Origin of the sequence: Streptomyces sp. BHT-5-2, assembly GCF_019774615.1 — a bacterium.
In the GTDB taxonomy this organism is placed as follows: Bacteria; Actinomycetota; Actinomycetes; order Streptomycetales; family Streptomycetaceae; genus Streptomyces.
Genome location: NZ_CP081496.1, coordinates 1745777 through 1770691, shown reverse-complemented (window position 1 = coordinate 1770691; position 24915 = coordinate 1745777). Strand labels below are relative to the sequence as shown.

Sequence of the window (24915 nt, the reverse complement as noted above, 5' to 3'; positions counted from 1 at the left end):
CCGCCGCTCCTACTTCCCGTCGTCCGCCGTCGCCCGCCAGCTCACCGGGCGCGCGCCGTCACCACTGCCCTCGAAGGTCAGCGACGCCGGCGGATCGCCCTTGGGCAGCATGTGGATGGTGCACTCGGTCACCGTGGCGCCCGGCTTGAGCATCTTGTGCGGGACCGACTCGGGGCACTGCGGGACGCCGGGGCCGCCGATGTCCAGCAGGGTCATCTTCTGCGCCTGCCGGCCGCTGACACCGGTCAGCGTCAGGCTGTCGTTGAGGCTCGGGAGGAGGTCGTACCGGCCGGTGTTCCGGTACACCACCGTCACGTAGTACGGGACGAGTTGCTTCTCCTCCGCGCGCAGGTCGAAGCGGCTCAGGTCGTCCAGGGAGCCGGTGCGGATGTTCTTCGGGGTAGCCAGGGCGGTCGCCGTGCGGCGGTCGCTGTCGGTGGTGACCACGTCGGCGGGCTGGTGCGGGGGCAGCACCCCGGCCGCCCCCTGCTGCGCGCCGCCGATCTGCCACAGCAGGGTGCCGCCGCCGTCGTCCTTGTAGGAGACGTTGCCCGGCTTCAGCCCCTTGGGCAGCATGAAGATCTGGCAGACCGCCGAGGTCTCACCGGCGGCCAGCGTCGCCTTGCCGGACTCCTGGCACTCGGGCGGCAGGCCGTTGCCGGTGGCCAGCGGGTTGGTCCGGAACAGCGAGAGCTGCTCACCGGCCTGCCCGTCCACCCCGTTGACGGAGAAGTTCCGCTCCGGGTACAGCTCGCTCACCGTCCCCTTCCCGGTGTTGGTGTAGGAGACCGTGAGGTAGTACGGGACCAGCCCCTTGAGGTTGTCGTCCAGCCGGATGTGCGCGAGGTCCGAGGGGTGGCCGGCGGCCAGCCGGGTGGGCTTGAGCCGCAGCGGGTGCGCCTTGTGGTCGGAGCCGGTCCAGGTGCCGGTGCGGGCCGCGGACTCCATGGGCAGCGGCTTGGCGGGCACCACGGCGGGCGACGCTCCCGGCTTCGCCTTGGCGCCGGAGGCCCCGCCGCATCCCACGGCCAGCAGCATGAGCGCGCCCGCGCCCATGGCGCTGGCGATCCGTCCGCGTCCCCGCACGGAATCCCCCGTCGTCGAAAGGGCCGATGTTTCCGGCCCGGCAGTCCGCCACAGTAACCGGCCGGGCGCGGCGCGCCTCCGGCGGGCCCGCGCGGGCCGGCGCTCCCTCAGGCCGGCTTCGTCGCCTTCAGGGAGTACATCAGCGGAATGCGCGGCCGGTCGGCCGGGAAGCGGTAGTAGCCGTCCGTGCCCCGCCGCAGCACGCCGAAGCGCTGGAACAGCGTCATCTCGTGCTCGTGCAGGAACTCCAGGCGCAGCCCGGCCCCTGCCACCGCGCTGACCACGTCCCCGAGGGAGTGCTGCCACTCGACGCTCCTGTTGTGGACCGTCGGCGCCTCGAAGTTCGTGTAGCTGCCGGGGGTTTCCTCGTCCCACGCGGCGCTGCGGAAATAGTCGTGGGCGACGCGCGAACCGGTCTCCTCGTCCAGCACGTCGCCCAGCGGGTGGAATTCGGCGAGGTAGAGGAAACCGCCGGGCGCGATCAACGACGCGGCGGTCTCGGCCCAACCGACCAGGTCCGGGAGCCAGTTCACCGCCCCGATGCCGGTGTAGACGATGTCGTACGCGGGGTCGGGCACCGCCTCGGCGGCGTCGTACACGTCGGCGGTGACGAAGGCCGCGCGGTCCGGGCCGTAGCCGAGTGCGGCGGCCAGGTCGCGGGCGGCCTCCACGGCCGGTTCGGAGAAGTCGAGGCCGACGACCCGGGCGGCGCCGCGGTGCGCCCACGACAGCGTGTCCTGGCCGAAGTGGCACTGGAGATGGAGCAGGCTCCGGCCGGTGACGTCGCCGACCTCCGCCGCCTCGAAGTCGCGGATCACGTCCCGGGTCCGGCGGAAGGTGTCCTGGTCGTAGTAGTCGCTGGCGGTGTGGAGGGCGACGCGCTCGTCCCAGCGCGCGCGATTCGCCTCGCGCCAGCCGTCGGGGCCGGTCCGTTCTCGCATGGGCCGAAGTTATCCACAGCCCGTCGGCCACGCCAACGGAAAATTCCCCGCCGGGCGCAGAATGGCCCCATGACTGACGAGACCACAGGCCCCGGCCGCACCCCCGCCGACCCCTCCCCCGCCCTCCCCCGTTCCGCCGACGCCGCCATGCCGGACTGGGAGAAGCGCTTCCGCGCCCCGCGGATCGGCCTGCCGGAGTGGGCCGAGTACGCCCCGGACCGCTCCCTGTTCGTCTCGAACGCCACCGGCACCTTCGAGCTCTATGCCTGGGACCGCGCGACCGGCACCCAGCGCCAGGCCACCGACCGCCCGCACGGCACCACCGACGGCACGCTCACGCCGGACGGCGAGTGGATCTGGTGGTTCTCGGACACCGACGGGGACGAGTTCGGCATCTGGATGCGCCAGCCGTTCGCGGGCGGCCCGGACGAGCCCGCCGCCCCGGGCCTCGACGCCTCGTATCCGGGCGGCCTGGCCATCAGCCGGGACGGCACGGCGGTGATCGGCCGCTCCACCGACGAGGACGGCTCGACGGTCCACGTCGTACGGCCCGGGGAGAAGCCGGTGGAGATCTACCGCCACCGCGAGTCGGCGGGCGTCGGCGACCTCTCCCACGACGGCTCGCTGATCGCCATCGAGCACACCGAGCACGGCGACGCCATGCACTCCGCCGTCCGCGTCGTCCGCCCCGACGGCACGACGGTCGCCGAGCTGGACGACACCAACGGCGGCACAAAGGAGCTGGGTCTGTCGGTGATGGGCTTCGCGCCGGTGGACGGCGACAGCCGGCTGCTGGTGGGGCATCAGCGGCGGGGCCGCTGGGAGCCGATGCTCTGGGACCCGCTGACGGGCGTCGAGACGGCCCTGGAGATCGACCTGCCCGGCGACGTCGGCGCCGACTGGTATCCGGACGGCTCCGCGCTGCTGGTGGAGCACGCCTACCAGGCCCGCAGCGAGCTCTGGCGGTACGACCTCGGCACCCCGCGGCCCGGCACGGACACCGCGGCCGACGCCCCGGCCGGCCCCCTGAGCCGGGTCGCGACCCCCGTGGGCACGGTCTCGGGCGCCACCGCCCGCCCCGACGGGACGGTGGAGTTCCTCTGGTCCTCCGCCGCCCAGCCGCCGGAGGTGCGGTCGACGGACGGCACCGTCGTCCTGGACCCGCCCGGGATGAAGGCCCCCGGCTCGGTCCCGGTGACGGACGCCTGGGTGGACGGCCCCGGCGGCCGCATCCACGCCCTGGTCCAGCAGCCCCCCGGCGCGGGGCCCTTCCCCACCGTCTTCGACATCCACGGCGGCCCGACCTGGCACGACAGCGACTCCTTCGCCTCGTCGCCGGCCGCCTGGGTCGACCACGGCTTCGCGGTCGTCCGCGTCAACTACCGCGGTTCGACGGGCTACGGCCGCGCCTGGACGGACGCGCTCAAGCACCGCGTCGGGCTGATCGAGCTGGAGGACATCGCCGCGGTGCGGGAGTGGGCCGTCGCCTCCGGACTCGCGGACCCGGAGCGGCTGGTGCTCGCCGGCGGCTCCTGGGGCGGCTATCTGACGCTGCTGGGCCTGGGCGCCCAGCCGGACGCCTGGGCGCTCGGGCTGGCCGCGGTCCCGGTGGCGGACTACGTCACGGCGTACCACGACGAGATGGAGGCGCTGAAGGCCATGGACCGCACCCTCCTGGGCGGCACGCCGGAGGAGGTCCCCGAGCGCTTCGAGGCGTCCTCCCCGCTGACGTACGTCGACGCGGTGCGCGCCCCCGTCTACATCTCCGCCGGCGTCAACGACCCCCGCTGCCCGATCCGGCAGATCGAGAACTACGTCCAGCGCCTGGAACAGCGCGCCCACCCGCACGAGGTCTACCGCTACGACGCCGGCCACGGCTCCCTCGTGGTCGAGGAGCGCATCAAGCAGGTCCGTCTGGAACTCGACTTCGCCCAGCGCTTCCTTAAGACGGAGGCCGAGCGGACCAACTGACGTCTCCCGGGCCGAAGCCGGGCCGCCCGGCCGCCCGACGTCCGGTCGCCGCCGTCGGACGGCGGCCGGGCGCGGGGGCCTACTTCCCCGCCGGGACCTCGCCCCCGGCCACACCGTCGGGAACCACACCCTCAGGAGCCACGCCCTCAGGAGCCACATCCTTCGGGGCCGCGCTCCCGCCGGCCACCGCGCCCGGTGTCTCCTCCGGGAGGATGCCCAGGGCGGCGTCCTTGGCGGCCTCGGCCTCGCGGCGCACCAGGCGGAACCACATGAAGAGCACGAAGCCCGCGAAGACGAACCACTCGCCCGTGTAACCGAGGTTCTGGAACGCCTTCATGTCCAGGCCGCTGCCCTCCGCGGCGGCCGGCGGAACGGCCCGCAGCGGCGCGGGCGGGTCGCTGAGCGTGATCCACGCGTCATAGACGCCGTACGGCACCATGTTCACCAGCGATGCCGCGCTGATCATGCCGAGTTGGCCGGCCGGCAGACCGCCGCCCGCCCGGACCCCGGCCGTGCCCTCGTTCTCCGACGCCTGCAGCGCCCCGGTCACGGTGACCTCGCCCGCCGGCGGCGCGGGCACCTTCGCCGTGTCGGCCTCGGCGCTCGCGTCGCCGGGCAGCCAGCCGCGGACGACCGGGAGGGCCTTGCCACCGTCCGTGCGCAGCAGGGTCAGGACGTAGAAGCCCTGCTGGTCGCCGTGGTCGCCCCGGAGGGTGCGGCCCGGGACCAGAAGCTGGTGCCCGGCGTCGTAACGGCCGCGGGCGGTGGCCTGGTGACCGGAGGTGACCTGGTCGACCGGCAACAGGCTGTCCAGAGGCCGCGGAGCGGCGGTCCTGGCGTCGGCGGACCGGTTCTCCTGCTGCTGGTGCGAGGCGACCCGGGCGTCGAATCGGCTCAGCTGCCAGCTGCCCATGAAGATGCAGAAGGGGATCGCCAGCACGGCGAAGACGTTGATTCCCCACCACCGCGGGGTCAGCAGGAACCGGTACACCCCACCAACGGTACGGGGCCCGCCCCGCACGGCCGCACCGCCCCCTCCCCGCCGCCGCTCCGGCCCGGGCCCCCGGGCGGTCGTCCCACCCACGGAACGACCCGGCCGACCCATCGGACAGGTCCTTAAGGAGCCGCGAGCGGGTCCGTGCGGTACACCGTGCCCGCGCAGGCGTCCGTGAGCTTGGCGTCGGCCGCGACCGGCTCGCCCGCCTCCGGCGTGTGGGTCAGGACCACGCCGCCGGCCGCCGCGCCGCCGTCCTTGGCGCCTTCGGTGCCACCGGCCTGGCCCCCGGTGCCGCCGCCGCTGCCGCTCGCCGACGTCGCGGCGGCCGGCGACTCCCCCGGCGCCTTGGACGGGTCGGGCGTCGGCGACGGCTTCGGGCTGACGCACCCGGACGGGCCACCGCCCGCCGCCGGGATCCAGGCGAACTTGACCTCGTACGCCTGCCCCGGCTTCAGCACCAGCTGGTCGGGGGTGATCGCCGGGTCCGGCAGCCCGGTGGCGTCGTCACCGGAGGTGTGGTCGACGACATGGATCTTGTCGGCCTTGGTGGTGCCCTGCGCGGTGACGTCCACGGTCCCGCCGCCCTGGACGGAACACGCGGCGTCGGAGGTGTTCACCACCCGGAACGCGCCGTAGACCCGGCCCGCGGAGTCGGCCGGGCCGACCGTCGAGGTCCCCTTGCCGAGCTGGTCGCGTCCGCAGACCGGCGAGGTGACGTCCATGGTCGTGTCCGGAGCGGGCGTACCGACGCCGGGGACGGGATCCGCACCGGGGGTCGCGGCGCCCTTGTCCTCCTTGCCCGGCGGCCGTTCCGGGCCGGGCATCCGGCCGTCCCCGCCGGTGGGCCGGGTGCCGGACCGTTCGGTGCCCTCGCCGTGCGCACCGCTGCTGTCCTGCTGGTCGGCGCTCCGGCTGCTGGCGGCGTTGGCCGGACGGTCGCCGGGGGCGTCGCCGAAGCTCGCGACATGCACCATCGCCGGGACCGCCGTACCGCCGAACAGCAGCACGGCGGCCGCGCCCACCAGGGCATGGCGCCGCCGCTGGCGCCGCGCCGGGACCGCCCGCCGCAGCTGCTCCAGCGCGTCCGGCGCGGGCTCCAGGTCGGCGACGCTGGTCTGTAGCAGCCGCCGCAGCTCGTCCTCACCGCCGAAACCGGCGTCGTCGGAGCCGCCCTCGCCGAAGCCGGCGGCCCCCAGGTCGGCCTCCCGGCCGTCCCGGTCGCCCCCGTCGTGCCCGGTGTTTCCCCGGTCGGGTCTTGCCGCACTCACGCCGGAGCCTCCATGGCGACGCGCAGCGCCGCGATCCCCCGCGAGCCGTATGCCTTGACCGAGCCGAGCGATATTCCCAGCGTCTCGGCGACCTGAGCCTCCGTCATATCGGCGAAGTAGCGGAGCACCAGCACCTCGCGCTGGCGCCGCTGCAGACCGCGCATCGCCTTGATGAGCTGGTCCCGCTCCAGCAGGTCGTACGCGCCCTCCTCGGCGCTCGCCATGTCGGGCATGGGCTTGGAGAGCAGCTTCAGCCCGAGGATGCGGCGACGCAGCGCGGAGCGCGAGAGGTTGACGACCGTCTGTCGCAGGTAGGCCAGGGTCTTCTCGGGGTCGCGCACCCGGCCGCGGGCGGAGTGCACGCGGATGAAGGCTTCCTGTACGACGTCCTCGCAGGAGGCCGTGTCGTCGAGGAGCAGTGCCGCCAGGCCGAGGAGCGAGCGGTAGTGCGCCCGGTAGGTCTCGGTGAGGTGGTCGACTGTGGTGCCGGCTGCCATCGCGTCGTCAGTGTCCCCACGCTGCGTCGAGAGCTGCGCGGGGCGCGCGGCGGACCAGGGGGCGATCACCGGCATGCCCCCGGAGCCCCGTGGGCGCGGGCGCACTGCTGCGCCTGCCGCTCCCGCCGGGGCGATGGTGAATCCGAGTACCTCTGCCACGCCTGTTGGACACGCTTCCCCCCAAAAGGGTTGTACGCGCAAGGCACCGCTTGTGGCGATGCGTCAAATGCCCTCATGCGTACCAGCTCTTCCCCAAATGCCCCAATTGCCCTGATACGACTGCCCTGACGCAATCGTTCCGCCACCCCAGGGCCCCGGAAGCGGTCCGCGCGTGCCGCGGGCCGCCCCAGGGGGTGACCCGGAAAGACGCCGGATGCCGCCCGCCGGTTGCAGCACCGCGGGAAGCGAATGATCGAACAGAACATCAGCCCAGATCAAGCGGTTCGGACCAGCACTCCATACACGAAATCTTCACACGTCTCACAAATCATCGCGCAGGGGGGCACCCCTCCGCAGCCACTCCCCCCAACTTCCGCACCCCCTCGGGGAAACCAGCCGACCGCACCGCACTCCGCCGGCCCGCCGCTCCCCCTTCCCGCTACTCCTCCGCGCCCCGCAGCTCCCCCGCCACCAACTCCCCGATCTGGGCCAGATTCAGCGCGGCCCCCTTGCGCAGGTTGTCGCCGCACACGAAGAGCTCCAGCGCCCGGGGGTCGTCCAGCGACCGCCGGACCCGCCCCACCCACGTCGGATCCGTGCCGGCCACGTCCGACGGGGTCGGATAGGCGTCCTCCGCCGGGTCGTCGAACAGCACGACCCCGGGCGCGGCCGCCAGGAGCTCGTGCACCCCGGCGACCGTCACCTCGTTCTCGAAGCGCGCGTGCACGGCCATCGAGTGCGCGGTGAGCACCGGCACCCGCACGCAGGTCGCGGTGACCGGCAGCTCCGGCAGCCCCAGGACCTTCCGGGACTCCTCCCGGATCGTCAGCTCCGCCGAGGACCAGCCGTCCGCCGCCGGCGCGCCGGCCCACGGCACGACGTTGAGGGCGAGCGGCGCCGGGAACGGCCCGAGGGTGTCGCCGACCGCCCGCCGGACGTCGCCCGGCGCGGTGCCCAGCTCCGTACCGGACACCGCCGAGAGCTGCGCCCGCAGCGTGTCGGTGCCGGCCTGCCCGGCCTCCGACGCCGCCTGGTACGAGGAGACGACCAGTTCGCTCAGCCCGTACTCGGCGTGCAGCGCGCCCAGGGCGACGATCATCGAGAGTGTGGTGCAGGCCGGGTTGGCGACGATGCCGCGCGGCCGGATCCGCGCCGCGCACGCGTTGACCTCGGGCACCACCAGCGGCACGTCCGGGTCCGCCCGGAACGCGCCCGAATTGTCCACCGCCACCGCGCCCTTGGAGACCGCGACCGGCACCCATCGCGCGGCGACCTCGTCCGGCACCGCGAACATCGCGACGTCGATGCCGTCGAAGACCTCCTCGCTCGCCGCGAGGACCTCGACCTCCGCACCGCGCACCGTCAGCTTGCGGCCGGCGGAGCGGGGCGCGGCGATCAGCCGGATCTCGCCCCAGACGTCCGCCCGTTCGGAGAGGATCCCGAGCAGGACGCGGCCGACGGCACCGGTGGCGCCGACGACCGCGAGGTGGGGCTTGGCGGCCGGGCGGGCCCCCGTCCCGGCCGTGTCGGCGAGGGACGGGCGGCCCGCCTCGGCCGGGATCATCGCCCTGTGCCGCCGTAGACGATCGCCTCGTCACCCTCGCTGTCGAGGCCGAAGGCGCTGTGCACCGCCCGGACGGCCTCGTTGACGTCGTCGGCACGGGTGACGACCGAGATGCGGATCTCGGAGGTCGAGATCAGCTCGATGTTCACGCCCGCGTTCGACAGCGCCTCGAAGAACGCCGCGGTCACGCCGGGGTTGGTCTTCATGCCGGCGCCGACCAGCGAGATCTTGGCGATCTGGTCGTCGTAGCGCAGCGAGTCGAAGCCGACCGCGGCGCGGGTCTTCTCCAGCGCCGCGACGGCCTTGCGGCCCTCGGCCTTCGGCAGCGTGAAGGAGATGTCCGTCAGCCCGGTGGAGGCCGCCGACACGTTCTGCACGACCATGTCGATGTTGACCTCGGAGTCGGCGATCGCACGGAAGATCCGCGCGGCCTCGCCCGGCTTGTCCGGGACCCCGACGACCGTGACCTTCGCCTCGGAGGTGTCGTGCGCGACGCCCGAGATGATTGCCTGCTCCATCGGCCTGTCCCCTTGCGGTTCGTTGCTGACCCACGTGCCCTGCAGCCCCGAGAAGGACGACCGGACGTGGATCGGGATGTTGTAACGGCGTGCGTACTCGACGCACCGGTGCAGCAGCACCTTGGAGCCGGAACTGGCCAGCTCCAGCATGTCCTCGAAGGAGATCCAGTCGATCTTCCGGGCCTTCTTCACGACCCGCGGGTCGGCGGTGAAGACGCCGTCCACGTCGGTGTAGATCTCGCAGACATCGGCGTTCAGGGCGGCGGCGAGCGCCACCGCGGTGGTGTCCGAACCACCGCGCCCCAGCGTCGTGATGTCCTTCTTGTCCTGGGACACACCCTGGAAGCCGGCAACGATGGCGATGTTGCCCTCGTCGATGGACGCCTGGATACGACCCGGCGTGACATCGATGATCCGCGCCTTGTTGTGCACGGAGTCGGTGATCACGCCGGCCTGGCTGCCGGTGAAGGACTGCGCCTCATGGCCGAGGTTTTTGATCGCCATCGCCAGCAGGGCCATGGAGATCCGCTCTCCGGCGGTCAGCAGCATGTCGAACTCGCGCCCCGACGGGATCGGGGACACTTCCTGCGCGAGATCGATCAGCTCGTCCGTCGTGTCACCCATCGCCGAGACCACCACGACAACCTGGTTGCCGTTCTTCTTGGCCTCGACGATTCGCTTGGCGACGCGCTTGATGCCCTCGGCATCCGCAACGGATGAGCCGCCGTACTTCTGCACGACAAGGCCCACGTGCGCTCCTCGCAACTGTCTCTGCGGGAGGGGGTCCCTCCCGGACCCCCTGACACGGGGGTACTGCGGTCGGCTCAGTCTAACGAGCGGGCGGAATCCGCCCCGCTACCACCACATCGTGAGACACCGGACGCGCGTCCCGATCAACGCGCCCACCGTGGATCGACCTTGCGGAAGGCACCCGATGAGCGCGCCGAACGCGGCCCGTGAACTCCGTGTCCCTCGCCGGTCCAGCGCGGTGCTCCGTCGCACCGGCTCGGCGTGCACCTTCCCGCTCCGACCCCGGACACACGGAAACGTAACCCAGGTCACACCGGCATTCCGTTTCGGGTACGCGGTGCCGACGAGGGGTCACACCCCGTGCAGCCCCAGCGGCCCGGCGATCTCCGCCGCCATGACCTTGCCGGCCTCCTCGGCGAGCCGCTCCTCGTCGCCGTTGGCGTCGCTGTCGGTGTCCAGGCCGTCCAGCGCGTCCAGCGGCTGGTCGAGGCGTACGTGGGCGACCAGCGACTGGAGCGCCCGCAGGGTCGCCGAGGCGGTCGGGCCCCAGTTGGAGAGGTAGGAGAACTGCCACCACCACAGGGCCTCGGTGACCCGGCCCGCCCGGTAGTGCGCCAGTCCGTGCCGCAGGTCGGTGATGATGTCCGCGAGGTCGTCGGAGATCCGGGACGCCACCGGCTCGCTGCGCGGCACGTACGGATCGAAGACCTCGGAGTAGACGTCCACCGGGTCGAGCAGCCGCGCGAACCGCTCGCGCAGCTCGTCCACGTCCGGCTCCGGACCGGTGTCCGTCTCGTACCGCTCGTCGGGAACGATGTCCTCGTGCGCGCCCAGCCGGCCCCCCGTGAGCAGCAGCTGGGAGATCTCCAGCAGCAGGAAGGGCACCGCACTGTCCGGCTCGTCGCCCTTGGCGACCTCGGTCACCGCGACGATGAAGCTCTCGATCGAGTCCGAGATCGAAACGGCGAAGTCGTCGGGGTTCTGTGTCGTGTCGTGGAGCGTCGCGTCAGACATCGAGAAGTCTCCTCCCTTCGAAGGCCCGCCCGAGCGTGACCTCGTCGGCATACTCCAGATCGCCTCCGACCGGCAGTCCACTGGCCAGTCGCGTCACTTTGAGGCCCATCGGCTTGATCATCCGGGCAAGGTACGTGGCCGTGGCCTCGCCCTCCAGATTCGGGTCGGTGGCCAGGATCAGCTCGGTGACCGTGCCGTCCGCGAGCCGGGCCAGGAGTTCCCGTATCCGCAGGTCGTCGGGGCCGACGCCCTCGATCGGACTGATCGCTCCGCCGAGGACGTGGTAGCGGCCGCGGAACTCCCTCGTCCGCTCGATCGCCACGACGTCCTTGGGTTCCTCCACGACGCAGATGACCGCCGGATCGCGCCGCGGGTCGAGGCAGACCCGGCACTGCTCCTCCTGCGCGACATTGCCGCACACGCTGCAGAACCGGACCTTCGCCTTGACCTCCATCAGCGCGTTCGCGAGCCGGCGGACATCGGTCGGCTCGGCCTGAAGAATGTGGAAGGCGATCCGCTGCGCGCTCTTGGGACCGACGCCGGGCAGCCTGCCCAACTCGTCGATCAGGTCCTGGACCACGCCTTCATACACGGAACGTCTTCTCTCTCTTCTGCCGTGCTGCGTACGCTAGTTGGCTACTCCTCAGAAAGGGAGGCCAAAGGTTCCTCAGAAGGGGAGACCGGGGATGCCGCCACCGCCGCCCAGCGCCTGGGCGAGCGGGCCGAGCTTCTGCTGCTGGAGCTTCTGCGCGGTGGCGTTGGCATCGCGGACCGCCGCGAGGACGAGGTCGGCGAGGGTCTCGGCGGTCTCCTCGGCGGAGTCGGTGTCGACCGCCTTCGGGTCGATCACCAGCCCCTGGAGCTCGCCGGAGCCCGTCACGGTCGCCTTGACCAGGCCACCCCCCGCGGAACCCTCCACGGGCGTCTCCGCCAGCTCCTGCTGGGCGGCCGCGAGATCCTGCTGCATCTTCTGGGCCTGCTGGAGCAGCTGCTGCATATTGGGCTGACCACCGGGGATCACGACATGACTCCTGCCGTACGACAACGATTTGTGCGGTAGCCCGAGCCTACGTGTTTCCCGCGCCCGGCGCCCCACACCGCGGGGAGGAGCACTGATGTGCCCCGTACGCCCCCCGGAGGGGCCGGCGCCGCCGTCCGACCCGCCCACCGTGCACAGCGCATCCGCCCGGTGACGCCCCGCCACCGGGCGGTCCGGGACGGGCCTTGCCGCTCGCGGGGCGCGTCCGCCGTCACCGCCGGCTACTCGTTGTCGATCTCTTCCAGGACCGTCGCCCCCAGCTCGCGCACGATCAGCTCGTGCCCGCTGAGCGCGGAGTCGACGAGATCCGGGTCGTCCTCGGCCGGCATGTCGTACTCGATCGACATCGAGGACTCCGGCGCGGGGTACGAGGGCTCGGCCGCGGGTCCGCCCTGACCGCCGCCGGTGGACGGCGACGACGCCACCGCCTCGCGCGCCATCCGGGCGCCCTGGCCGCCGCCCCCGCCCGGCCCCTGCTCCGGGGCCGCCGGGGCGCCCTGCCGGGCCGGGGCCTGCGACGCCGGCTGCTGCGGGGCACCGGAGCCACCGCCGTATCCGCCGCTCGCCCCGCCGCCGAAGCCACCCCCGCCGCCGCGGGCACCACCGGCCGGTGGACCGGAGCCACCGGACGGATCGACGATCGCCTCGACCCGCCACTGGAGCTGGAAGTTCTCGGCGAGGACCTCCTTGAGGACGTCCTCGCTGCCGCCGTTGGCGAAGCTGTCGCGGGCCCCGGCGTTCGGGAAGCCGATCTGGAGGGTGGTGCCGTCGAAGCCGGAGACCTGGGCGTTCTGGCTCAGCAGGATCCAGGTGAAGCGCCGCCGGCCCTTGACCGCGTCCAGGATCTGCGGCCAGAGCTGCCGCACCTGGGCCGCGCCCTGCGCCGCCCCGCCGGCCGCAGGCTGCGCGGGCGCCGCCGGCCCCCCGGCCCCGGAAGCGGGCGCTCCGCCCGCCGCCCCGGCCTCGGACCGCCCGCCCGGACCGGCCTGGCCACCGGGTACGCCCTGCCCGCCCGCTCCACTCTGATCACTCTGACCGGTCTGACCTGCCTGTCCGCCCTGGCCCGGCGCCACGGCCGACGGCCAGCTCCCGGGCTGCCGCGCGGCGGCCCCCTGACCGGCACCGGCCGCACCGGGACCACGGGTGCCACCGGGCCACGCGCCCGGCCGCCCCGCCCCGCCCTGCGCCGCGTCCGCGGGCCCGGCCGGCGGCACGGCCGCCTCACCAGGACCCGAGGGCGCGGCGGGCGCAACGGGAGCAGGAGCGGCCTGGGCCGCAGCGGACCCCGCGGGGCCACCGGCGCCCGTCCCGTCCCCCGCACCCGGGCCGGGAGCCGGGGCTGCGCCCGACGCCCCGCGCACCGCGGCCCGCGCCGCGGCCGGCCCGGACGGCCCGGCGGCCGGCATCGGCGGATGCGCCTCGGCCCCCGGCGCATACGCCACCGAGGGACCGCCGGACTCCAGCACGGCCCCCGCAGGACCGACGCCACCGACGGGCCCCGGCCCGCCGCCCAGCGCCATCGCCGCCGCGCCCGCCCCGGCTCCGCGCTCCAGGCGGTCCAGCCGCGCCTGCACCGACCGCTCGTCGTCGTACGCCGCCGGCAACAGCACCCGGGCGCAGATCAGCTCCAGCTGGAGCCGCGGGGAGGTCGCCCCGCGCATCTCCGTCAGTCCGGCGTTGACCAGGTCGGCGGCGCGGCTCAGCTCGGCCGCGCCGAACACCGACGCCTGCGCCGTCATCCGCTCCACGACGTCGGCCGGGGCGTCGATCAGCCCCTTCTCCCCGGCGTCCGGCACCGCCGCCAGGATCACCAGGTCGCGCAGCCGCTCCAGCAGGTCGGCCACGAACCGCCGCGGGTCGTTCCCGCCCTCGATGACGCGGTCGACGACCTCGAAGGCCGCCGCCCCGTCACCCGCCGCGAACGCCTCGACGACGGCGTCCAGCAGCGAACCGTCGGTGTACCCCAGCAGCGACGTCGCCATGGCATATGTCACACCGTCCGCCCCGGCCCCGGCGAGCAGCTGGTCCATCACCGACATCGAGTCACGCACCGAGCCGGCCCCTGCCCGCACCACCAGCGGCAGCACGCCGTCCTCGACCGGGATGTCCTCCCGGCCGCAGACCTCCGCCAGGTACTCCCGCAGCGTCCCCGGCGGCACCAGCCGGAACGGGTAGTGATGCGTCCGCGACCGGATCGTCCCGATGACCTTTTCCGGCTCGGTCGTCGCGAAGATGAACTTCAGATGCTCCGGCGGCTCCTCGACGACCTTCAGCAGGGCGTTGAAGCCCGCCGAGGTCACCATGTGCGCCTCGTCGATGATGTAGATCTTGTACCGGCTGCTGGCCGGCCCGAAGAACGCCTTCTCCCGCAGCTCACGCGCGTCGTCGACACCACCGTGCGACGCCGCGTCGATCTCGATCACATCGATCGAGCCCCGGCCGCCCCGCGCGAGGTCGACGCAGGACTGGCACGTCCCGCACGGGGTGGGAGTGGGACCTTCCTCACAGTTCAGACAGCGCGCCAGGATCCGCGCGCTCGTCGTCTTGCCACAGCCGCGCGGACCGCTGAACAGATACGCATGGTTGACCCGGTTGTTCCGCAACGCCTGCTGCAGCGGGTCGGTCACGTGCTCTTGCCCGATGACCTCGGCGAAGGTCTCGGGGCGATAGCGGCGGTACAGCGCAAGGGACGACACGCATACGACGATATCGGGCCGCACTGACAACCGGCCCGTCCCGGCTCCGCCCGCAAACGCAAGCGCCCCCCACGCACCCGCCAGAGCCGACCTACCCTTGCTGCCTTCCGGCCCTGGGGGAGTTCAGTCAGATAGCGCCACGTGAGGGGCTGCGCCCCACATTAGCGGATCCCACCCCCTGAAAACGACCCGCACCCCCTCCACCCCCTCGACCCGACCCCCTCCCCCGGATCATGTTCGCGAGCACTCCCCAACGTCTTGTATTGTTTGCGGCGGAGGATTCGCCTAGTGGCCTAGGGCGCACGCTTGGAAAGCGTGTTGGGGGCAACCCCTCACGAGTTCGAATCTCGTATCCTCCGCACCCGCCCAGCAGGGCAGACGAAGGTCCCGACCGGATTCCGGTCGGGACCTTCGTCGTTGCCTGGTCTCAGTTTTGGTCTCAGTTGGCCCGGAACCCCCTCCCGCCGGGCCCCACCCGACCGGAATTCGCGCTCTTCCTCTCACATTGAGCACGTGACCGTCGTCGCGGGCGCCGGCCCAAAGCAGTCGTGGCCCCGCGGGTATGGTCGGACCGGTGATCTGACCCGTCGGCTTCGATCGGGGTCGGCCGGCAGGAGAGGGGGCGGCGATGGACGGCGTGCGGTCGCGCGGGCGGGCTCTGGCCCGGCTGATGGCGGTCTGCACGGTGCTGTTCGGGCTGTTCCTCATGCACGGCGCCCCGGCGACCGCCGCCAACGGTTGCCATGGCGCGGTGCCGATGTCCATGCCCGTGTCCATGTCCGTGAGTGGTGGGCACGCCGCTGCGCACGGCGGGGGTGCTTCCGCCGCCGCGACGGCTCCGATGGCCGGGACGGGCTCGGCGCATACCGGTTCTCAGGTCGTCTTCGGCGAGCACGGCGCCCAGTGTGTGGCGACTCCGGTCCGCGACCGGCTCACGTTGCCGAGCCCCTCGCTCCTGGCCTTCGCGGCCGTCGTGAGCCTGTGCGGATGGGCGCTGACCGGGCGGCGCGTGATCGCCGGGGAAGCGGGGCGGCGCGGCCCGCCAGGCGGCGGGCGCGCTGTGCTGTTGAAGCTGGGCGTCGCGCGGACGTGACAGGGCCGCGCCCGAGCCCAGGTGTACGGGCATCGGGCCACGCGTCCTGATCACGCGCGCGCCGATGGCGGCGCGCTCACCCGAAGGTTTTCTCCGATGTCGATCACTTCTCGTTTTCCCCTGCGCCGCCGTGGTCTCGCGGCGGCCGGTACGGCGGCCGTTCTCGCGCTGGCACTGGCCGCGTGCGGCTCGTCGAAGGGCTCGTCCGGCTCGTCCGTGCCGGGCATGGACCACAGCTCGGCACCCTCGGCATCCGCCTCGTCCCCCTCGATGGGCTCGATGCCGGGGATGGATCACGGCTCCATGGCCACCGGTGACGGCCTGGCCGCCGGCAAGGACGGCTACCAGCTGACCTCGACCGTCGGCGAACTGCCCGCGGGCAAGGCCGGCGACTACACGTTCACGATCAAGGGTCCGGACGGCAAGCCGGTGACCGGTTTCGCCGAGGACCAGACGAAGCGGATGCACTTCTACGCGATCCGCTCGGACCTCACCGGCTTCCAGCACCTGCACCCCACCATGGCCGGCGACGGCACCTGGACCGCCGGCCTCTCGGCGCTGGAGCCCGGTTCCTGGCGGGTGTTCGCCTCCTTCACCCCCGACGGCGGCACGGGCAAGGGCAAGGCCCTCGTCCTCAGCCGCACCCTCACCGTCCCCGGTGACGCCAAGAACACCCCACTCCCCGCGGCGACTTCGAGCACCGAGGTGGACGGCTACACGGTCACGGTCAAGGGCGAGCTGATGGCCGGAATGGCACATCCCATGACGGTCAGCGTCAGCAAGGACGGCAAGCCCGTCACCGACCTCCAGCCCTACCTGGACACCTATGCCCACCTGACCGCCTTCCACGAGGGCGACCAGGCGTTCGCCCACCTGCACCCGGAGACCAAGGTCAACGGTGACCACGGCGGGCCGGACCTGTCGTTCCACGCCATGCTGCCCAAGGCGGGCAACTGGCGGATGTTCCTCCAGTTCCAGACCGGTGGAAAGCTGCACACCGCGGCACTGACCCTGCGCGTCAGCTGACGCACCGTCCGGGGGCGGCACTTCGGGGCCGCCCCCGGACAGGGTTAGAGCCTGTCCGACGGGGCGGTCGGGTGGTCCGCCGTGACCAGCCACGACGTGCTGCGCAGCCGGACCGTGCCGTCCGCCGCCTCGTGGTCGCGCAGGTGGTCCGTGAGGGTGCGGCGGGCGCGGGCCCGCGCAGTCGCGTCGGCCCGTTCCATCAGGTGGCGACCGGGGCCCGTTCCCAGCAGGAACTCCGCCGCGTCCTCGGCTCCACACCCCCATGCCCCGTACGCCTCTGCCTGGTTGAGGGTGATGCCGGTGAATCCGGCCGCGGTGAGGACGTCGCGGATGCGGTCGGGGGCGGCCAGGGAGAACATGCCAGGCAGCCCCGGCCGCCCGAAGTCGCCGACCGGCAGGAAGTCACGCAGTGCTGCCACCGCCCTCACCCAGTCGTTGAGCGCGGCATCGGCCGGACAGACGAAGGCCAGGCGCCCGCCAGGTCGCAGCGCCCGGCGGACGTTGCCGAATGCCGCTACCGGGTCGGCGAAGAACATCACCCCGTAGCGGCTGATCGCCGCGTCGAACGCGCCCGCCTCGAAAGGGTGCGCCTGCGCGTCGCCTTGCGTGAAGGAGACGTTGGCGATGCCCTCCCGCTCCGCACAGGCCCGGGCCTCGGCCAGCATCGGGCCGGACAAGTCGAGGCCCAGCGCGTGTCCTTGGGGTGCCCGCAGCGCGGCCAGGCGCGTGGTCTGCCCGGAGCCGCAGCCGAGGTCGAGAGACTGGTGCTCCCCGGCGATGCCGGCGGCATCGAGGAGCGGCTCGTTGAAGCCCTCGTTCACGGCGTTCCAGCGGTCCTGGTTGCGGGCCCAGTGGACTCCTTCGGGACCGTTCCATGCCTGTGCCTGCTCGGTGTTGACGATGTCCGGCACGGGTGCCTCCTGTGGTGAACGACGGAGAATGGGCAGGTGCCCAAACAGTATGGGCAGGTGCCCAAACTGGCAATCCCAGCTACCATCCAAGAAGTCGTGCCCCCATGAGGGCGACGGAGGCAGGACGGAAGAGAGGGGCCCATGTCACCGCGCGGAGTGGCGACGCCGGACGTACGCGAGCGGCTGTTCGCGGCCGCTGAGCGCGTCGTGGAAAGGGATGGGCCTGGCGCGCTCACCAGCCGGTCCGTCACGACCGAAGCGGGCTGCGCCAAGGGACTGTTGCACACGCACTTCGCCGGGTTCGACGAGTTCGTGGCCGAGCTCTGCCTCGACCGGTTCGCGCGGACGGCGGCGCAGGCGCAGGCGCTTTCGGGGCTTGCCGGACAGGGCACGGTGGCGAGGAACCTTGAGGCCGTCGCCCTTGCGCTGCTCGACTCCGGCGGACCCGCCATCTCGGGCCTGGCCATGACCCGCCCCGCCGCCGCGCTGCGTATTCGCGAGGCCCTGGAAGGCGGGGCGCCCGGCTTCACCGCGATCCAGGAAGCCATCACCGACTATCTACAGGACGAGCGGGAGCTTGGCCGGGTGGCGGAGACCGCAGACCCGTGCACGGTGGCCCTCGCCATCGTCGGCACCGCCCACCACCTCCTGATGACCAGCTGGCCGGGCACACCTGACCCACGGCCCCCTATGACGCGCCTGGTGGCCGCGTTGGTGGGCGGCCAGTCAGGAGCAGCGCCACAGACGTGCGGCGGCAACGGTCACGATGCCTGAAGGACGTACGCCCTGTCGTCGAAGCGCGTGGCCACGGCGCGGTAGAGCTTCAACTGGTTGATCAACCGCTCGGCTTCGTTCCTGCGGGCACAGCATGCCGGGTCAAAGCCGGCGGGCCGGCCACCCATCGGCCGTGTGAACAACCCTGCCAGTCAGAACGCCTAGTGGCCGGTAGGGGACGGCACGCCAGTTCCGAGCATCTTGCGCATCTGGGCGATCTCGGCGGTCTGCGAGGTCACGATGTTGCGGGCCATTTTCTTGGCCGGGCCGTAAGCGCCTTGCCGCTTCTCGGTGTTGGCCATCTCGATCGCACCCTGATGGTGCTCGATCATCATCGTGAGGAACATCCTGTCGCAGGCCGCGCCGGAGGTGCCCTTCAGCTGATTCATCTGTCGGTCACTCATCATGCCGGGCATGGCCGAAGGGCCGCCGTGCCCCATGTCGGGCATCTCGTTCATGCCTTGGGGGACGCGCTGACCCCAGGACTTGAGCCACGTCGTCATGGTCTGGATCTCTGGGCTCTGCTCCTGCTCGACCTTCTCAGCGAGGGCCTTCACCTCGTTCGAAGAGCCGTGGGCTACGACCATGTCGGCCATCGCGACGGCCTGGCGATGGTGCGGGATCATGCCCTGGGCGAAGGCGACGTCGGCCTTGTTGTGCCGGCCTGCGGGGGCGGAAGCCGGCGCGGATGCGGTGGTGCCGGAAGGCGCGGCGGGGGTCGCGGGAAGTGCTTCGCTGGCTTTGGTGCCGTTGCCACAGGCGGTCAAGGCGAGAGCCGCGACGGCTGCGGCAGCCGTCATCGCTGCCGCGCGGCGGGGCAAGGAACGGGAAGTCTTCATGATCATGAGGGCTCCTGACGGCGCGAAGGTATCTGGGCATACCTGTACGCGGACGAGGAACCGTGCCCGAGTGTGCCGCGCCGCAGAGCCGCTTTTTCACACCGGCCCGCCGGCGTGGGTGTTCTTCAGCAGCGGGAACCGGCTGCCCAGCCAGCCGCCGAGAAGGTAGATGGTCAGCGGGACGCCGTACATCTCGGTGAACAGCGCGAGCAGGAACGCGCTGTAGGCACCCATGGCCCGCCAGTCCCGCTTGGTCTTGGGGTGGAAGAAGCCGACGGCGAAGACGACGAACAACGCGGTGTTGAAGACGACCAGTGGCCACAGGCCGTAGGCAGCGTCGGCCATGCGTCCTCACCTCCCTGGGGTGGGCCTGCTGCGGGTGAGCGCGTCCATCGCAGCGCGGTAGGCGGCCTCGTCGATCTGCCGGGTGTCGCGTCTATGGGCAAGGCGGCGCTCTGCGGCGGCGCGGACGGCGTCACGCCCGCACGGCCGGGCCAGGGGCGGGCAGCGCCGGCAGAAAACAGCCACGTGTCGGACAGCCCACCAGAGCCACCCGGCCAGGAGCAGGGCGCCGATCAGCGCGGTGATGGTCATCGCCGAGGCCCGTACGGGTCAGGAGCGGCCACCGCTGCCCTGGTCCATGCCGCGCATCATCAGCGCCATCATGGCCGTGCACATGATCGCGACGAGGAGGAAGCCGGGGCTGAGGATGCCGGTAGCGACCAGGACGAGCGCCGCGATGATCACCGGGACGCAGCAGGCGAGCATCATCCAGCCGTGCTTGCTCCGCTTGTCGGGTGTAGAGCGGTGAGTGGTCATGGCCGGCTCCGCAGGGACCGGGGGGTATGGCCGAGCTTGGCGTAGAGCGGGCAGTGGCCACTGGCGCCGGTCACGAGGAGGTCCAGGCCGGCCAGGAACAGCAGCACCTCCAGCGCCACGGCGAGTGCGCTGGAGGCGGTGGTGAGGAGGACGATCGCGGTGACGGCGGCGGCCAGGCCCACGATGGCGCGGCCAGCGCGTTCTGGAGGGCTGATGTTCACCGTGCGCCACGCGGGGACACCGGTCGTGGGTGCGGTCATGGCGAACTCCCGAGGGTGCTGGGAGGTTTCCGTTTCAGGATTGCGTCGGGCCTGGTGGTTTGCCTCGGAGGGTGGCCAGGCGCCGCTGGTATTCGTCTTCGTCGATCTCGCCGCGGGCGTACCGCTCGCCAAGGATCTGCTCGGCACCAGGACCGGGGGAGCCAGGCGGGGGTGGGGTGCCCCAGCCAGGCTGTCCGCTGTTGTGTGGCCCAGGGCGCTGGGTGAAAGCGCGGAATATCAGGATGGCGACGACGATGATCACTATCCAGAACAGGAGGTTGCCGACGAGCATCCACGGCCACATCCACCCGCCGCCGTGTCCGTACCAGTACATCATCGCGGTTCACTTCCCCGGATCAGCGGCTGCTTGAGGCGGGCGCCCGCAGCTGGCCTTCCTCTCATGCTCCCTCCCGGGGGCGGAGGTCGAAGGGGTCCGGACGGCCCCTGCCGGGGACCGGTGGGCCCGTCTTCCCGGACCGGGGCACGCTGGAAGGTGAAGGGGAGTCCGGCACGGACGGAGGCCCGCCATGGGTGTCGCCGAGATCGTTGTGGCGCTGGTGGCCGCCGGGCTGGTCGCGGCCCTGGGGTGGTTCTTCTTCGGGCCCCGCAAGGCCCGCACCGCACGTGTCGAGGGCGGGGTGCAGCGGGCGGAGATCACCGTACGGGGCGGCTACAGCCCCGACGTGATCGTGCTGCGCCAGGGGATACCCGCGGAGCTGGTCTTCGACCGGCAGGAGACCGGCGAGTGCACCTCCCGCGTGGTCTTCCCCGACCTGCACACCAGCGCCGCCCTGCCCGCCTACGCCCGCACCACGGTGCGGGTCAGCCCTGACCGGGCTGGATCCTTCGGCTTCGCCTGCGGGATGAACATGATCCGCGGAACCCTCGTGGTCGAACCAGCCGAGGGGACGGCCCCTGCGGCCGCACCCGCCGAACGGGCCCAGGGGCAGCCCGAGGAGCCGGCAGCCGAAACGGAGGCTGCCGAGACCGCCGAACGACAGGCGGAGATCGCGGACTTGACGCGCCGGGTCGCCCTCGGCGCCGTCCTCACCCTACCGGTGCTGTTCGCGGTCATGGCCCACGAGCTGTTCAAAGCCGACTGGGTACCGGCGGTACTGCTCAACCACTGGCTGCAACTCGCCCTGATCACCCCGGTGATGCTCTACACCGGCTGGCCCATCCACTCCACGGGCTGGCTCACCCTGCGCCACCGCGGCGCCGACATGAACTCCCTCATCACCCTGGGCACTTCGGCCGCCTACGGCTACAGCCTGCTGGTCACCCTCGCCCCTTCCCTCTTCCCGGTGGACGTGCGCGGCGTGTACTTCGAGGCGGTCGGCGTCATCCTCACCCTGATCCTTCTCGGGCGCCTGCTGGAAGCCCGGGCCAGGGCCGGCACCGGCGAGGCCATCCGCGCCCTGCTCGGGCTTCAGGCCCGTACCGCCCGGGTGATCCGCGACGGTGAGCAACAGGAGATCCCCGTGGCGGACGTGGTCGTCGGGGACGAACTGGTCATCCGCCCCGGCGAGAAGGTCCCGGTCGACGGCGAGGTGCTCGCCGGCTCCTCGCCGGTGGACGAGTCCATGGTCACCGGTGAACCGATGCCCGTCACCAAACGGGCCGGGGACACCGTCATCGGCGCCACCGTCAACGGCACCGGCTCCCTGCGCGTACGGGCGAACAAGGTCGGCGCCGACACGATGCTGGCCCAGATCATCCGCCTGGTGCGGCAGGCCCAGGCGTCGAAGGCCCCGATCCAGCGGCTCGCCGATGCCGTCTCCGCCTACTTCGTCCCCGTCGTGATCGCCATCGCCATCGCCACGTTCGCCATCTGGTTCACCCTCGGGCCCACTCCGGCCCTGACCCTCGCCCTGGTCTCCGCCGTCTCCGTGCTGATCATCGCATGCCCGTGCGCACTCGGGCTGGCCACGCCGCTGTCGGTCATGGTCGGCACCGGCAAGGGCGCCCAGGCCGGCATCCTCATCCGCTCCGCCGAAGCCCTGGAGACCGCCCACAAACTCGACACCGTCGTGCTCGACAAGACCGGCACCGTCACCGCCGGAAAACCCGTCCTCACCGACCTCCACGTCACCGACGACTGCACCGAGGACGAGTTCCTGACGCTGGTGGCCGCCGCCGAGCAGACCAGCGAACACCCCCTCGCCGCGGCGATCGTCACCGGTGCCCACGAGCGCGGCCTCGCGCTGCCGAACGCGACGGACTTCACTTCGGTCACCGGCAAGGGAGTCCGAGCCACCATCGACAGCCGCAGAGTCCTGGTCGGTACCGCCCGACTGCTCACCGACGCAGGCATCGACGCCGAGACACTCGGACCGGTTGCGGGCCGCCTCTCCGCCGAAGGCAAGACCCCGGTCCTCGCCGCGATCGACAGCCATCCCGCGGGCGTACTCGCGGTGGCCGACACCGTCAAGGACGACTCCGCCTCCGCCATCGCCCAACTCCAGCAGCTCGGCCTGGACGTCGTCATCATCACGGGCGACAACGCCCGCACCGCCCACGCCGTCGCTGCCCAGGTCGGCGTCGAACGCGTACTGGCCGAGGTCCTGCCCGAGCACAAGGCCGACGAGATCCGCCGCCTGCAACGCGAGGGCCGCACCGTCGGCATGGTCGGCGACGGCATCAACGACGCACCGGCGCTTGCCGCCGCCGATGTCGGACTGGCCATCGGCACCGGCACCGATGTCGCCATCGAGGCCGCCGACATCACCCTCATCTCCGGCTCCCTCACCGGCGTCGTCACCGCCATCCGGCTCTCCCGCGCCACCATGCGCAACATCCGGCAGAACCTGTTCTTCGCCCTCGTCTACAACGCGGTCGGCGTCCCCGTAGCCGCCGGCGCCCTCTACCCCCTGTGGGGCATCCGCCTCAGCCCCATCCTCGCCGCAGCAGCCATGGCACTCTCCTCCCTCTCCGTCGTCACCAACTCCTCCCGCCTGCGCCACTGGCACAGCACCAACCCGCCACGTTCACCGCGCACATGAAAGCGAGGGCTGGACGGTTCGCCGGCCCAGCCCCCACTGGAAGTCGTCAATCGCCGCAGTCGCCGTACGTTCCCGGGTTCTTCGCCCGGTCCACAGCCTGTGCACACGCTTCGACGAACGCAGCGGCAACGGCGTCCTCGCCCGTGCCGCGGGCCCGAGCCTCGAACTCCCCAGAAGATACGGGCCATTGCTCTGGTACACCCACGTTCAGCCGATCACCGCCGGGGACGAAGAGAGCGCGGGCGTGGAAAGACGACCTTGCGGTCGGGCAGCCGGTCGCGGATCGCCCGACCGCCGCCAGGCCCGTTGTGCTGCCGGCGGCGACTGACGCCGCTGTCGGCGGAGGACACCGGAGCCCGGTGGCCGGGGCGGGCACCCCGGCGGCGGAGCCGGTTGAACACCGCCGCCGCACGGGGCGTTAGGCAGACGTTAGCGGCGCTCGGCAATCTTGTGGACCGATCACAGGACAGACCGGGCCGGGCCCACCGCACCGGGCCGGACCGCGGAGCGCGCCACAGCCTCCGCCGAACGGGGGAGACCGGACATGCCACGCACCGACGCCATCGCCGCCGCCCGCCCTGTCCGCACGGTCCGCCGCCGTGCGCTGCGGCTCGCCGCGGCCGGGCCGACCGCGGTGGACGCGCTCACCCTCACCGCCCGCGGCCAGGACAACCCGCTCAGGGCCGGCGACGCCTAGCCGTTCATTCCGGCCCCGCAGGACGACTCCGGGGACCCGGCGGCCGGTGGTGCCCACGGCGGCCTGCTCACCGGTTACGCCCGATGCTCCACCGTCGCCCGGGATCTGACGGCCCAGAAGCAGACCCTGCTGGGCCTCGGCATGCCCGAGGGCCGCAGCTGCCTCGACCACGCCCGCCTCTGCCACCGCCGTTGGCACGCGCACGCCGGCACCACACCCATGACCAGTACAGGAAGGGCTCGTGATGACCTCAGAGTTAACGACCTTGACCAGTCTGCTCAGCAAGCCGACGGAGTCCCGTTCCATACCCTGGGAGCAGGATGCCGTCGACCGGTTCACCAGGCGCATGCTGGATCAAGACAACTTGTTCCCTTGCGTGTTCGGGGTGGACGCGGTGCGGCGCGAGACGCTGCGGTACACCTTCGTCCCCCGGGACTCCGCCGTCTCCTCCCTGGCGGCGGCGATGACCGAATTCGTCACCCAGGCGCCGAGCCTCGGCAAACGCACCTCGCTCGTCGCCTTCTTCCAGCCGGAAGAGGAAGCCGGGACGTACGAGGGCTACCGACGACGGTTCTGGCAGATCCTGCAAGACCTGCACAATGTCGACACCGAGCCGTGGCCCGAGGGGATTTCCACCGACACCGAGGATCCCGAATGGGAGTTCTGCTTCGCGGGCATGCCGATGTTCGTGGTCGCCAACACTCCCGCGCATGAGCGCCGGGCGAGCCGGTACTTCGAGTCGCTCGCCATCACCTTCCAGCCGCGGTTCGTCTTCGACGACCTTGCGGAGGACTCCGCGCAGGGCAAGAACGCCCGGAAGATCATCCGGGCGCGGCTGAGCGACTACGACACGCTGCCGCCGACGCCCCTGTTGGGCAGCTTCGGCGCCCCCGGCAACCGTGAGTGGACGCAGTACTTCCTCGACGACGACAACGCGTCGCACGCCGCGGAAGGCCGCTGCCCGTTCACCCAGTCCACGAAAGGCATGGAATGA

At 72.0% G+C, this 24915-nt stretch carries 22 protein-coding genes, 1 tRNA gene, 1 other RNA gene and 3 pseudogenes; 8 read left to right on the top strand and 19 right to left on the bottom strand.

Annotated features, from left to right (window positions below):
• Positions 1-9: 9 nt before the first annotated feature.
• Positions 10-1086, bottom strand: coding sequence for a hypothetical protein (locus K2224_RS07795; RefSeq protein WP_260692379.1), 1077 nt, complete (start codon positions 1084-1086; stop codon positions 10-12).
• A 107-nt stretch (positions 1087-1193) separates the two neighbouring features.
• Positions 1194-2027, bottom strand: a complete 834-nt coding sequence (locus K2224_RS07790) for a bifunctional 2-polyprenyl-6-hydroxyphenol methylase/3-demethylubiquinol 3-O-methyltransferase UbiG (RefSeq protein ID WP_221905874.1) — start codon at positions 2025-2027, stop codon at positions 1194-1196.
• A 147-nt stretch (positions 2028-2174) separates the two neighbouring features.
• On the opposite strand from K2224_RS07790, the gene K2224_RS07785 reads away from it, so the two are divergent.
• Complete coding sequence (locus K2224_RS07785) at positions 2175-3998, top strand: prolyl oligopeptidase family serine peptidase (protein WP_221909490.1); 1824 nt, start codon at positions 2175-2177, stop codon at positions 3996-3998.
• A 79-nt stretch (positions 3999-4077) separates the two neighbouring features.
• On the opposite strand, the gene K2224_RS07780 is transcribed toward K2224_RS07785, so the two are convergent.
• The 10 genes from K2224_RS07780 to ffs form a co-directional block, all read right to left on the bottom strand.
• Positions 4078-4989 carry an SURF1 family protein gene (locus K2224_RS07780; RefSeq protein ID WP_221905873.1) on the bottom strand — a complete coding sequence of 304 codons (912 nt, stop codon included), beginning with the start codon at positions 4987-4989 and terminating at the stop codon, positions 4078-4080.
• A gap of 125 nt (positions 4990-5114) precedes the next feature.
• Complete coding sequence (locus K2224_RS07775) at positions 5115-6263, bottom strand: hypothetical protein (protein ID WP_221905872.1); 1149 nt, start codon at positions 6261-6263, stop codon at positions 5115-5117.
• Complete coding sequence (locus tag K2224_RS07770; protein WP_018536550.1) at positions 6260-6835, bottom strand: SigE family RNA polymerase sigma factor; 576 nt, start codon at positions 6833-6835, stop codon at positions 6260-6262. The genes K2224_RS07775 and K2224_RS07770 overlap by 4 nt, the downstream gene beginning before the upstream one ends.
• Before the next feature lie 523 nt (positions 6836-7358).
• On the bottom strand, positions 7359-8483 hold the full coding sequence (locus K2224_RS07765) for an aspartate-semialdehyde dehydrogenase (RefSeq protein WP_221905871.1): 1125 nt from the start codon (positions 8481-8483) through the stop codon (positions 7359-7361).
• Positions 8480-9751, bottom strand: coding sequence for an aspartate kinase (locus K2224_RS07760; protein WP_221905870.1), 1272 nt, complete (start codon positions 9749-9751; stop codon positions 8480-8482). The genes K2224_RS07765 and K2224_RS07760 overlap by 4 nt, the downstream gene beginning before the upstream one ends.
• A 351-nt stretch (positions 9752-10102) precedes the next feature.
• On the bottom strand, positions 10103-10765 hold the full coding sequence (locus tag K2224_RS07755; RefSeq protein ID WP_221905869.1) for a DUF5063 domain-containing protein: 663 nt from the start codon (positions 10763-10765) through the stop codon (positions 10103-10105).
• Entirely contained in the window at positions 10758-11357 is a 600-nt protein-coding gene (recR, locus tag K2224_RS07750) for a recombination mediator RecR (RefSeq protein WP_067348681.1), read from the bottom strand. Before recR ends, K2224_RS07755 begins: the two co-directional genes overlap by 8 nt.
• Positions 11358-11432: 75 nt before the next feature.
• Positions 11433-11786, bottom strand: coding sequence for a YbaB/EbfC family nucleoid-associated protein (locus K2224_RS07745; RefSeq protein WP_221905868.1), 354 nt, complete (start codon positions 11784-11786; stop codon positions 11433-11435).
• Positions 11787-12025: 239 nt separating this feature from the next.
• Positions 12026-14500 (bottom strand): DNA polymerase III subunit gamma and tau, encoded by a 2475-nt coding sequence (locus K2224_RS07740; RefSeq protein WP_221905867.1) that lies wholly within the window; start codon positions 14498-14500, stop codon positions 12026-12028.
• Between the two features lie 55 nt (positions 14501-14555).
• An RNA gene (ffs, locus tag K2224_RS07735) (signal recognition particle sRNA small type) lies at positions 14556-14654 on the bottom strand.
• A 120-nt stretch (positions 14655-14774) separates the two neighbouring features.
• Between ffs and K2224_RS07730 the strand changes: the two genes are divergently transcribed.
• The 3 genes from K2224_RS07730 to K2224_RS07720 all read left to right on the top strand — a co-directional run bounded on the left by K2224_RS07730 (position 14775) and on the right by K2224_RS07720 (position 16619).
• Positions 14775-14859 (top strand) — tRNA-Ser (locus K2224_RS07730).
• 269 nt (positions 14860-15128) lie between these two features.
• Entirely contained in the window at positions 15129-15593 is a 465-nt protein-coding gene (locus K2224_RS07725) for a hypothetical protein (RefSeq protein WP_221905866.1), read from the top strand.
• 96 nt (positions 15594-15689) lie between these two features.
• The gene (locus K2224_RS07720) at positions 15690-16619 is read left to right on the top strand and encodes a hypothetical protein (RefSeq protein WP_221905865.1); all 930 of its coding nucleotides are present in this window, start codon (positions 15690-15692) and stop codon (positions 16617-16619) included.
• Positions 16620-16663: 44 nt separating this feature from the next.
• Here K2224_RS07720 and K2224_RS07715 read toward each other — a convergent pair whose 3' ends face one another.
• Positions 16664-17530 (bottom strand): class I SAM-dependent methyltransferase, encoded by an 867-nt coding sequence (locus K2224_RS07715; protein ID WP_221905864.1) that lies wholly within the window; start codon positions 17528-17530, stop codon positions 16664-16666.
• A gap of 141 nt (positions 17531-17671) precedes the next feature.
• On the opposite strand from K2224_RS07715, the pseudogene K2224_RS07710 reads away from it, so the two are divergent.
• Positions 17672-18256: pseudogene (locus tag K2224_RS07710) on the top strand (TetR/AcrR family transcriptional regulator); the annotation flags it as partial.
• On the opposite strand, the pseudogene K2224_RS07705 reads toward K2224_RS07710, so the two are convergent.
• From K2224_RS07705 to K2224_RS07680, 6 genes and pseudogenes are all read right to left on the bottom strand, one after another.
• Positions 18257-18429: pseudogene (locus K2224_RS07705) on the bottom strand (IS5/IS1182 family transposase); the annotation flags it as partial. It abuts the pseudogene before it with no gap.
• A gap of 36 nt (positions 18430-18465) precedes the next feature.
• Positions 18466-19149 carry a DUF305 domain-containing protein gene (locus K2224_RS07700; protein ID WP_313904761.1) on the bottom strand — a complete coding sequence of 228 codons (684 nt, stop codon included), beginning with the start codon at positions 19147-19149 and terminating at the stop codon, positions 18466-18468.
• A gap of 120 nt (positions 19150-19269) precedes the next feature.
• A pseudogene (locus K2224_RS40320) lies at positions 19270-19488 on the bottom strand (isoprenylcysteine carboxylmethyltransferase family protein); the annotation flags it as partial.
• A 267-nt stretch (positions 19489-19755) separates the two neighbouring features.
• The gene (locus K2224_RS07690; RefSeq protein WP_221909970.1) at positions 19756-19962 is read right to left on the bottom strand and encodes a hypothetical protein; all 207 of its coding nucleotides are present in this window, start codon (positions 19960-19962) and stop codon (positions 19756-19758) included.
• Entirely contained in the window at positions 19959-20222 is a 264-nt protein-coding gene (locus K2224_RS07685; protein ID WP_221905863.1) for a DUF2892 domain-containing protein, read from the bottom strand. The genes K2224_RS07690 and K2224_RS07685 overlap by 4 nt, the downstream gene beginning before the upstream one ends.
• 34 nt (positions 20223-20256) lie before the next feature.
• Positions 20257-20514 (bottom strand): SHOCT domain-containing protein, encoded by a 258-nt coding sequence (locus K2224_RS07680; protein WP_260692377.1) that lies wholly within the window; start codon positions 20512-20514, stop codon positions 20257-20259.
• Positions 20515-20749: 235 nt separating this feature from the next.
• Between K2224_RS07680 and K2224_RS07675 the strand changes: the two genes are divergently transcribed.
• From K2224_RS07675 to K2224_RS07665, 3 genes are all read left to right on the top strand, one after another.
• Positions 20750-23224, top strand: a complete 2475-nt coding sequence (locus K2224_RS07675; protein ID WP_221905861.1) for a heavy metal translocating P-type ATPase — start codon at positions 20750-20752, stop codon at positions 23222-23224.
• Positions 23225-23768: 544 nt separating this feature from the next.
• Positions 23769-23921, top strand: coding sequence for a hypothetical protein (locus tag K2224_RS07670; protein WP_221909969.1), 153 nt, complete (start codon positions 23769-23771; stop codon positions 23919-23921).
• 265 nt (positions 23922-24186) lie between these two features.
• Entirely contained in the window at positions 24187-24915 is a 729-nt protein-coding gene (locus K2224_RS07665; RefSeq protein ID WP_221905860.1) for a YqcI/YcgG family protein, read from the top strand.